Annotated in this window: 10 protein-coding genes; 4 read left to right on the top strand and 6 right to left on the bottom strand. The window is 48.5% G+C overall.

The annotated features are described in order from the left end of the window. Positions 1-93: 93 nt before the first annotated feature. A complete protein-coding gene (locus MIB40_RS15500) occupies positions 94-633 on the bottom strand; it encodes an IS3 family transposase (RefSeq protein WP_249696111.1) in 540 nt (179 codons plus the stop codon). After that, complete coding sequence (locus MIB40_RS15495) at positions 630-938, bottom strand: transposase (protein WP_249696109.1); 309 nt, start codon at positions 936-938, stop codon at positions 630-632. Before MIB40_RS15495 ends, MIB40_RS15500 begins: the two co-directional genes overlap by 4 nt. Before the next feature lie 136 nt (positions 939-1,074). On the opposite strand from MIB40_RS15495, the gene MIB40_RS15490 reads away from it, so the two are divergent. The 4 genes from MIB40_RS15490 to MIB40_RS15475 all read left to right on the top strand — a co-directional run bounded on the left by MIB40_RS15490 (position 1,075) and on the right by MIB40_RS15475 (position 3,191). Further along, positions 1,075-1,344: a hypothetical protein gene (locus MIB40_RS15490; protein WP_249696106.1), complete on the top strand. Its 270-nt coding sequence runs from the start codon at positions 1,075-1,077 to the stop codon at positions 1,342-1,344. Between the two features lie 124 nt (positions 1,345-1,468). After that, positions 1,469-1,834, top strand: coding sequence for a 1-deoxy-D-xylulose-5-phosphate synthase (locus tag MIB40_RS15485; RefSeq protein WP_249696104.1), 366 nt, complete (start codon positions 1,469-1,471; stop codon positions 1,832-1,834). 122 nt (positions 1,835-1,956) lie between these two features. Further along, positions 1,957-2,406: a hypothetical protein gene (locus MIB40_RS15480; RefSeq protein ID WP_249696102.1), complete on the top strand. Its 450-nt coding sequence runs from the start codon at positions 1,957-1,959 to the stop codon at positions 2,404-2,406. A 185-nt stretch (positions 2,407-2,591) separates the two neighbouring features. Continuing rightward, positions 2,592-3,191 (top strand): rod shape-determining protein, encoded by a 600-nt coding sequence (locus MIB40_RS15475; protein ID WP_249696099.1) that lies wholly within the window; start codon positions 2,592-2,594, stop codon positions 3,189-3,191. A gap of 119 nt (positions 3,192-3,310) precedes the next feature. Here MIB40_RS15475 and MIB40_RS15470 read toward each other — a convergent pair whose 3' ends face one another. The 4 genes from MIB40_RS15470 to MIB40_RS15455 all read right to left on the bottom strand — a co-directional run bounded on the left by MIB40_RS15470 (position 3,311) and on the right by MIB40_RS15455 (position 7,734). Then, positions 3,311-4,426, bottom strand: coding sequence for an ABC transporter ATP-binding protein (locus tag MIB40_RS15470; protein ID WP_249696097.1), 1,116 nt, complete (start codon positions 4,424-4,426; stop codon positions 3,311-3,313). A 98-nt stretch (positions 4,427-4,524) separates the two neighbouring features. Next, entirely contained in the window at positions 4,525-5,418 is an 894-nt protein-coding gene (locus tag MIB40_RS15465) for a carbohydrate ABC transporter permease (RefSeq protein WP_406566470.1), read from the bottom strand. 10 nt (positions 5,419-5,428) lie between these two features. Continuing rightward, positions 5,429-6,343: a carbohydrate ABC transporter permease gene (locus MIB40_RS15460; protein ID WP_249696095.1), complete on the bottom strand. Its 915-nt coding sequence runs from the start codon at positions 6,341-6,343 to the stop codon at positions 5,429-5,431. Between the two features lie 131 nt (positions 6,344-6,474). Continuing rightward, positions 6,475-7,734, bottom strand: coding sequence for an ABC transporter substrate-binding protein (locus MIB40_RS15455; RefSeq protein WP_249696093.1), 1,260 nt, complete (start codon positions 7,732-7,734; stop codon positions 6,475-6,477). Between the last annotated feature and the right edge of the window lie 140 nt (positions 7,735-7,874).

Here is a 7,874-nt window from a genome sequence, read left to right as displayed (position 1 = left end):
AGTGTTTGAATATTCATGATGATTCGCCTCTTGGGTTTCGTCACCTTCAGCCTAGTTTAGGGTGGGAGGCGAGTCATCTTATTAGGCCTGACCCTAAAGGTTGATCGTCAATGCTTCTTCTACGAGAGCCGTATCATTCTTGGTGCTCATCGACCAGCCAATCACTTGCCGGGAATAAAGCTCCAAAACAACAGCCAGATACAACCAGCCTTCCCGTGTCGGAATAAACGTAGTATCTGATACCCAAGCTGTATTTGGTGTATCAACCTCAAATTTTCGCTTCAGCCTATCTGGGGCCGGTTGTGTTGTGGCTCTTGAATCCGTTGTTACCATAAATTTTCTTCGCAACTTAGATTGTATACTGGCTTGTTTCATTAGCCTGGCTACACGAGGGCGGCTACATTCGTTGCCTTCCTCGATTAAATTACGATGAATTTTTGGTGATCCGTAAATACCGTGAGACTTTTCATGGTGATAACGAATGCGCTGCGTAAGACGTTTATTTTCCTTACTACGCTTGCTTTCAGGCCTATCAAGCCAATCATAGTAACCACTGGTTGAGACCTCCAGAACCTCGCAAAGCCGTACAATAGGGTGTTCTTTTGAGTGACGGCGAATAAACTGGTACTTCAATCCAGTTCCTTGGCAAAGAACACCGCGGCCTTTTTTAGGATTTCATTCTCCTCTTTCAGACGCCGGACTTCTGCTTCCAGCTTTGCCGTGTCACTCAGCTCTGATTTCTTAGGCCTTCCTCGCTTTCCAGACGAAACATCTCCAGTCTTTTCTAACTGCTCTTTCCATTTGTATAGCTGATTCCTTCTGAGCCCAAGTTCTCTAGCAACATCAGCAGCCGGCTTATCGGACGACTCCATCATCCGTACAGCTTCCAATTTGAACTCTTTGGGATAAGTTTTATAAGGTCTACGTTTACTAGTCATGTAACACTCCTGAGGGGGCTTATTGTCCCTGATTAAGAATGTCCGTTAAACTGTAGCAGCTTCAAATTGACCCCAAAAAAGAAAAGGGGACGTTCTTCCTTATAATTAGCTGTTATGTGCAAGTAGAAATCGAGAAATGGATATACCGATAACATCCGAACTAAGAACTATCTGCCAAGAGATCGAGAAAAAAGATCTTCGAGAGTCTCAGTGGGCCGAAATAGAATCCGACGATATGTTTCAGGTAGGGTGTTTTGTTGGCGGCTATGATGCCGATGAACACGAGTTTTGCTTTAGCTACTTTTCACCAAACAAGGGCGAATACTGGTTTCAGTTTAGCCTTGAAGTAGCAAAACATATATCTCAAGGTAACAATCCAGTTTTATCAGGTAGGGCTGCTGAGTGAAATCACATAACAAGCATAGCCAGGTCGACATTTATTCCGGTGCTCGTTTTTATGCCGGGCGCTACGCTGGCATTAAAAACAATCACCTACATAAATGCGCCTGCTATGGGCGTTATGTGTAAATATGAGCAGGCATCAAGGAAAACAAGAGGAGCGCGATTTTGACGGAGAAGAGCTTCCGTCGGAATTCAAACTATCTCGTTCTAAAATTATGTATGTCGAAGATAAATCGGCGGGGTTAGAAGGGGAAGCTCGAATTGGAAGAGTGTATTTCTCAAAATCAGGGAAAACTCTGTATTATCGCGGTCAGAAATTTCAAAGCCTAAAAGGTAGCGGCTTCAAGGCCAACTACTTTGAGGTTGAATCCGGCGATCACTATTGGATATCGGGCCCAAGAAAAGATCAAAATGATCGCTTGTATGGTGGTAATAGAGGCGTTGAGGTTGACGATGGCATATATGAAGAATACATCCGAAGCATCAATACTTAACAAACATAGCCAGGTCGACATTTATTCCAGTGCTCGTTTTTATGCCGGGCGCTACGCTGGCATTAAAAACAATCACCTACATAAATGCGCCTGCTATGGGCGTTATGTAAATGGAGGTTCGAATGCTTGAATCATTAACATCATATTTATCAACAGATTCAGGGAAAGTAGTTATTCCTGCATTAGTTGGTGCTATAACTGCCATTTTAATTATGGTGCTTAAAGACTTTATCCTTTATGAGTTCAGAGAATCTAAGAAGGAAAAGAAAGCTTTAATTGATAAGAAACTTTCAGCACTTTATGGCCCCATGTATACGGTAATAGTGTCTGCTAATCAAACGTTACCAACATTTTTTATGGATAAATCTAATTATCAAAAATTTGTTGCTCACCAACATCTACTTAGTTCCGAACTACAGAGTATGATTGACGAATGCTTATCATTAGGGGATGGTACTTTTGAAAACCCAACAGCTAAAATGAACGATATTCCCAGGATTCTGGAAATAACTGAAAAATTCAAGATTCAGTTAAAAAAAGAAATGAATAGTCTGCGTAAAAGTTACAGCTAAAAAATTACTAAAAAGGGCGCAAAAATATTGAGGGTCAGGCCTTACGTTTGACATAAGTATCTGGACTTAAATATCTAGTACCTTTCAGGTAGAGAACTTCAAAAACAAAGCCAGTGATAAAAAGGAACTGGTTTAAAGCATAAGCGCCGATGCTGCTTATTGAATGACTAAGAGAAGAGCTTGTAATGGTTAAAAGTTTTGTTGGAAATATGGATTCCATTCTTTATGTTCAGATTTGGGAGAAACGGATTAAGGTTACCGACATTCAAACGGGTGAGGTATATGATGAAGTGCCTTTGGTATCTATCCAAAAGAATAAAAAGGGTCAAGAAATCATCTCAGCAGTAGGTAATAAAGCCAAGTTAATGAGGTCTGATGGAAATGAGGCTATCAATCCTTTTTCTCATCCTCGTGGATTGGTCAGTGATTTCATTCTTGCTGAAAAATTTTTTCAACATGCCTTTAAAGAACTGCTGGGCAGAAAAGCGTTTTCACCATCTCCAAAAGTCGTTATTCACCCCATGGAAAAAACCGATGGGGGTATTACCATGATCGAAAATAAAGCGTTTACAGAGATGGCATTAGGTGCAGGAGCCAGAGAAGTGGTGATACACCAAGGCAGCGTACTTGGTTCTTCGGCTTTTGATTTTAATAAAATCAAGAAAGACAACGAGGGCAATCTACCCTCTTACAGCAGGATCAAACCTGATAAAGAAAAGTATTCGATGTTAGTTCTCTGGGTTTCAATTGCCGCTATGGTATTTTGGCTTACTAATGTCAGCTGAGAGAGGGTTGAGAGTCAGGCTTGAAGTTCTCACCGGATCGGTAGATAGATCTGATATGCCAAATGTAAGGCTTGAACCCAAAGTTGATGTAAGGTTCAAATCAATATCGTTTTAACCAATCACAAAATCCGCTCCTCCGTATCCGGATTAAACAACACTGCATTCGACATATCGACCATAAAGCGCATGCCGTTACCCACCGGCTGTTGTTCTTTGGGTTCAACCCGGCAACCCACCTCCTGATCGTTAAGGCTGATCAATACCAGGGTGTCGGGCCCGGTGGGTTCGGCGACATCCACGGCGGCGGTGAAGTGAGTGACGCTGTCCAGGGTTTCTTTGTGGGGAATTAAGTGGGTGATCTGTTCGGGCCGAATGCCGAGAATGACCTCTTTCTCGATCCAGTCATCCAGATCATCAGCGGCGTGCTGTAATGGCCACTGATACTGAGTGCCATCGCTTGTGGTGACCAACACCGAATAATGACCGTTGTTGCAACAGAGCGTGCAGCGTAAAAAGTTCATCGCCGGGGATCCCATAAAACCGGCGACGAACATATTCGCCGGGTTGTCGTAGATCTCCTGCGGGGTATCAAACTGTTGCACGATGCCATCTTTCATCACCGCGATGCGGTCGGCCAATGTCATGGCTTCTATCTGATCGTGGGTGACATAGACAATGGTGGTGTTGAGGCGTTGGTGCAGCTTTTTGATTTCGGTGCGCATCTCGACCCGTAATTTGGCGTCCAGGTTGGAGAGCGGTTCATCAAACAGATAGACTTTGGGATGACGGGCGAGCGCCCGGCCCATGGCCACTCGCTGGCGCTGACCGCCGGAGAGCTGTGAGGGTTTACGATCCAGCAGGTGACTGATCTGCAACAGCTCGGCCACCCGTTGCACTTCCTGTTCGCGTTGGGCTTTGGGTACCTTGCGAATCTCCAGGGCAAAGGCGATATTGCCGCGTACGGTCATGCTGGGGTAGAGCGCGTAGGATTGAAACACCATGGCAATGTCACGATCCTTGGGGGCGAGGCCGGTAACGTTGGTGTCGCCAATGTGAATGGCACCCGAACTGACTTCTTCCAATCCGGCGATGCTGTTCATCAGGGTGGATTTGCCACAACCGGACGGGCCCACCAGAATCAAAAACTCGCCACTGTCGATGCTCAGGTTAATGCCCTTGAGTACATCCACAGAGCCAAAGGATTTGGTGACGTTATCTATTTTCAGCGTTGCCATAGGGTATGCCTTATTCTTGTGTTGGTTTCAGGCCTTGGCCGGCATAAAACAAAAAATTGTGAGCAATAAAATGAAAACAACCTGCGAATTCTGGTCGCCTAGCCTTTGACCGCACCGGCGGTCAGGCCGCGCACAAAGTATTTTCCGGCCAGCACATAGACCAGCAACGTGGGCAGCGCGGCGATCATGGCTGCGGCCATATCGACGTTGTATTCCTTTACACCGGTAGAGCTGTTGACCAGATTATTCAAGGCGACGGTGATGGGTTGAGTATCGCCACCGGAAAATACCACGCCAAATAAAAAGTCATTCCATACCTGGGTAAACTGCCAGATGATGCAAACGACAAAAATGGGGGTGGAAAGCGGCAGAATAATACGCCAGAAAATGGTGAAAAAACCGGCGCCATCAATCTTGGCCGCACTGACCAGTTCGGTGGGTACGGCAACATAAAAATTTCTGAAAAATAATGTGGTAAAGGCCATGCCATAGACAATGTGGACAAATACCAGGCCGGTGGTGGTATTGGCCAGTCCCAGCCAGCCCAGAGTTTGCGCCATGGGCAAAATCACCACCTGAAATGGAATAAAGCATCCGAACAGCATCATGCCAAAAAACAGATCGCTGCCACGAAATTTCCATTGGGTCAGCACGTAACCGTTAAGCGCACCGAGCAGGGTCGAGATCAACACCGCTGGCAGAGTGATCTGGAATGAGTTCCAGAAGTAAGTGCCAACGCCTTCGCAGCTAACACCGGTACAGGCACCTGACCAGGCCTTGATCCAGGCGTCAAACAGAAACACCTCAGGCACAGAGAGCAGGTTGCCGGCGCGGATATCGTCCATGCTTTTCAGGGACGTAAAGATCATAACGATCAGCGGCATCAGATAAAACAGAACCGCCAGGAGTAAAATGGCGTACAGCGCCAGGCGGGCAAATCCGGCGGTGCTAAACAAAGAGGTCTTTGCCGATGTTGATGGGGTGGGTGCCATGCGGGGTGAACTAGTCATGTTGTTTACCTCGCAGTTCGGAATAGAGGTAGGGAATCAGTATCGCCAGTACCGCGCCCAGCATCATCATGGCGCTGGCGGAGCCCAGGCCAATCTGGCCGCGACTGAACGAGGTGACGTACATAAAGGTGGCGGGCAGATCGGTGGAATAGCCGGGTCCGCCGCCGGTTAACGCCATGACCAGATCGAAACTCTTGATGGCGATATGCGACAGAATAATAAACGCGCTGAAAAAAACCGGCCGCAGATGGGGCAAAATAATACGTCGATAGATGGTGGGCATACTGGCGCCATCGAGTTGCGCTGCTTTGACAATGGAGCTGTCGACGCCCCGCAGTCCTGCCAGAAACAGCGCCATCACAAAACCGGAAGATTGCCAGACGGCGGCGATCACCAGGGTATAGATCGCCATATTGGGATCAACCAACCAGTCAAATTGAAAGTCGGTAAAGCCCAGATCCTGAACCATTTTTTCCAACCCCAGACCGGGATTGAGTATCCATTTCCAGGCGGTACCGGTGACGATAAAGGACAATGCCATGGGGTATAAAAAGACGGTGCGAATCGAGCCTTCGGCACGAATTTTCTGATCCAGCAGAATGGCCATAATAACGCCGACGGCCAGGCAGATAAGGATAAAAAGGCCACCAAAAATAAGAATGTTGTAGGAGGCAACCAGCCAGCGATCATTGTCCATCAGCTTTTCATACTGCAAAAAACGAACAAAGTCGTACCGGGGCAAAAACCGGGATTTGGTTAACGACAAGACGCCGGTCCAGATCACATAGCCATAGATAAACAGCAGCGTCGTAATAATGGTGGGACCCAGGACCAGCTTTGGAATCCAGCGTTGTAAAAGATCCAGCGGATTCGAGCGGGGTAGGGTGTGACCCGAATGAGTGCTCATGGGCGTCGGCTCATTAATGCTTGGGAATGAATGACCATCACCTCTGCAGGATGGCCATTAACGAATACTCGTCAATCAGGCTCGAGTGGGCTTGTCCCATTCCTCGAGCCGGGCAGAACGGTCTTGGCGATTTAGATCGCGGCTTTTACCGCTTTGGCCAACCGTTCGGTGGCTTGTTCGGCGCTCAGGGAATCGCTGTTGAAGTAATTGGTGACCACGTCGTAGATCACGCCCTGAACCGCGGAAGTGGTCGACATGCCGTGGGCCATGCTGGGCACCAAACCGCCGGATTTGGCCGTAGCAACAAAGTCATCCATGGAGGTGTGAGCGCAGCTGTCGAACTTGTCACGGGGTAGGCCGGTTCGCACCGGAATCGATCCCTTGTTGAGATTAAAGGTTTCCTGAAATTCGGGCTCCAGAATCAAACGGGCCAGATCGGCTTGCGCCTGCTTGTCGCCGTCATCCTTTACTTCGAACATGGCGAAGCTGTCGACATTAAAGGTGAAACCCTTTTGCGTGCCAGGGGCGGCGACACAGATATAATCTTTGCCAGGTACCTGACCGGCGGCAGCAAATTCCCCCTTGGCCCAATCCCCCATAATCTGCATGGCGGCTTTATCGTTGATGACCATGGCGGTGGCAATATTCCAGTCACGACCGGCGGCGTCCTTATCGATGTAGGCGCGCAGTCGTTTAAAGGTTTCGAACACCTTGACCATAGTGGGGCTGGTGAGAGTTGTCTGGTCATGCTCGACAAAGGCTTTTCGGTAAAACTCGGCGCCGCCGACCCCCAAAGCCACGGCTTCAAAGACGGTGGCGTCCTGCCAGGCCTGGCCGCCGTGGGCCAACGGGGTGTAACCCGCCGCTTTGATTTTGTCCGCAGCGACAAAAAATTCATCCCAGGTGCTCGGTACGGAAACCCCGGCTTTGGTAAAGATTTCAGGGTTGGCCCATAGCCAGTTAACCCGGTGGACATTGACCGGTACGGCGACATAATGGCCTTCGTATTTCATCACATCGCTGACTACTCCGGGGAGCATTGAATCCCAGCCGGCTTTATCGGCTACGGCATCCAGCTCGGTCAAAAAGCCAAGGTCGGCCCATTCCTGAATATCCAGGCCTTTGATCTGCGCGGCACCCGGAGGGTTGCCAGAGACGGCGCGGGATTTAAGTACGGTCATGGCACTTTCTCCACCGCCGCCAGCGACGGCAAAGTCTTTCCACTGGTGCCCCTCTTGCTCAAGCAGTTGTTTCAGTACCGCGGCAGATTTGGCTTCGCCGCCCGAGGTCCAGTAGTGCAGAACTTCAACGGTACCCGCCTGGGCGCTGAGGCTAACCAAGCCGGACAGTGCGGCTCCTAACAGAGATTTTTTAGCAAAATTGAGCGTCATCGAGGGTCACCTTTCGTTTGTTTTTATTAAGTGGCTGAACGTTTATTTGGCGTCGGGCCAAGGCAATAGAGGCATTAAAGCACGGGGGATTCGGGCTGGGAGTTAGGCAACGCAAGAAAGTGTAACAAAGTATTGCAGCC

The sequence above is a fragment of the Aestuariirhabdus haliotis genome (assembly GCF_023509475.1).
Classification (GTDB): domain Bacteria; phylum Pseudomonadota; class Gammaproteobacteria; order Pseudomonadales; family Aestuariirhabdaceae; genus Aestuariirhabdus; species Aestuariirhabdus haliotis.
Note: the sequence above shows the minus strand (reverse complement) of the source record. Positions and strands in the feature narration are given on the sequence as shown.

Bases quoted from the DNA above. Each gene is read 5' to 3' on its own strand.
- MIB40_RS15460 (WP_249696095.1), bottom strand. From the start codon at position 6,343: ATGAGCACTCATTCGGGTCACACCCTACCCCGCTCGAATCCGCTGGAT.
- MIB40_RS15455 (WP_249696093.1), bottom strand. From the start codon at position 7,734: ATGACGCTCAATTTTGCTAAAAAATCTCTGTTAGGAGCCGCACTGTCC.
- MIB40_RS15470 (WP_249696097.1), bottom strand. From the start codon at position 4,426: ATGGCAACGCTGAAAATAGATAACGTCACCAAATCCTTTGGCTCTGTG.
- MIB40_RS15465 (WP_406566470.1), bottom strand. From the start codon at position 5,418: ATGGCACCCACCCCATCAACATCGGCAAAGACCTCTTTGTTTAGCACC.
- MIB40_RS15475 (WP_249696099.1), top strand. From the start codon at position 2,592: ATGGTTAAAAGTTTTGTTGGAAATATGGATTCCATTCTTTATGTTCAG.
- MIB40_RS15485 (WP_249696104.1), top strand. From the start codon at position 1,469: ATGAGCAGGCATCAAGGAAAACAAGAGGAGCGCGATTTTGACGGAGAA.
- MIB40_RS15490 (WP_249696106.1), top strand. From the start codon at position 1,075: ATGGATATACCGATAACATCCGAACTAAGAACTATCTGCCAAGAGATC.
- MIB40_RS15495 (WP_249696109.1), bottom strand. From the start codon at position 938: ATGACTAGTAAACGTAGACCTTATAAAACTTATCCCAAAGAGTTCAAA.
- MIB40_RS15480 (WP_249696102.1), top strand. From the start codon at position 1,957: ATGCTTGAATCATTAACATCATATTTATCAACAGATTCAGGGAAAGTA.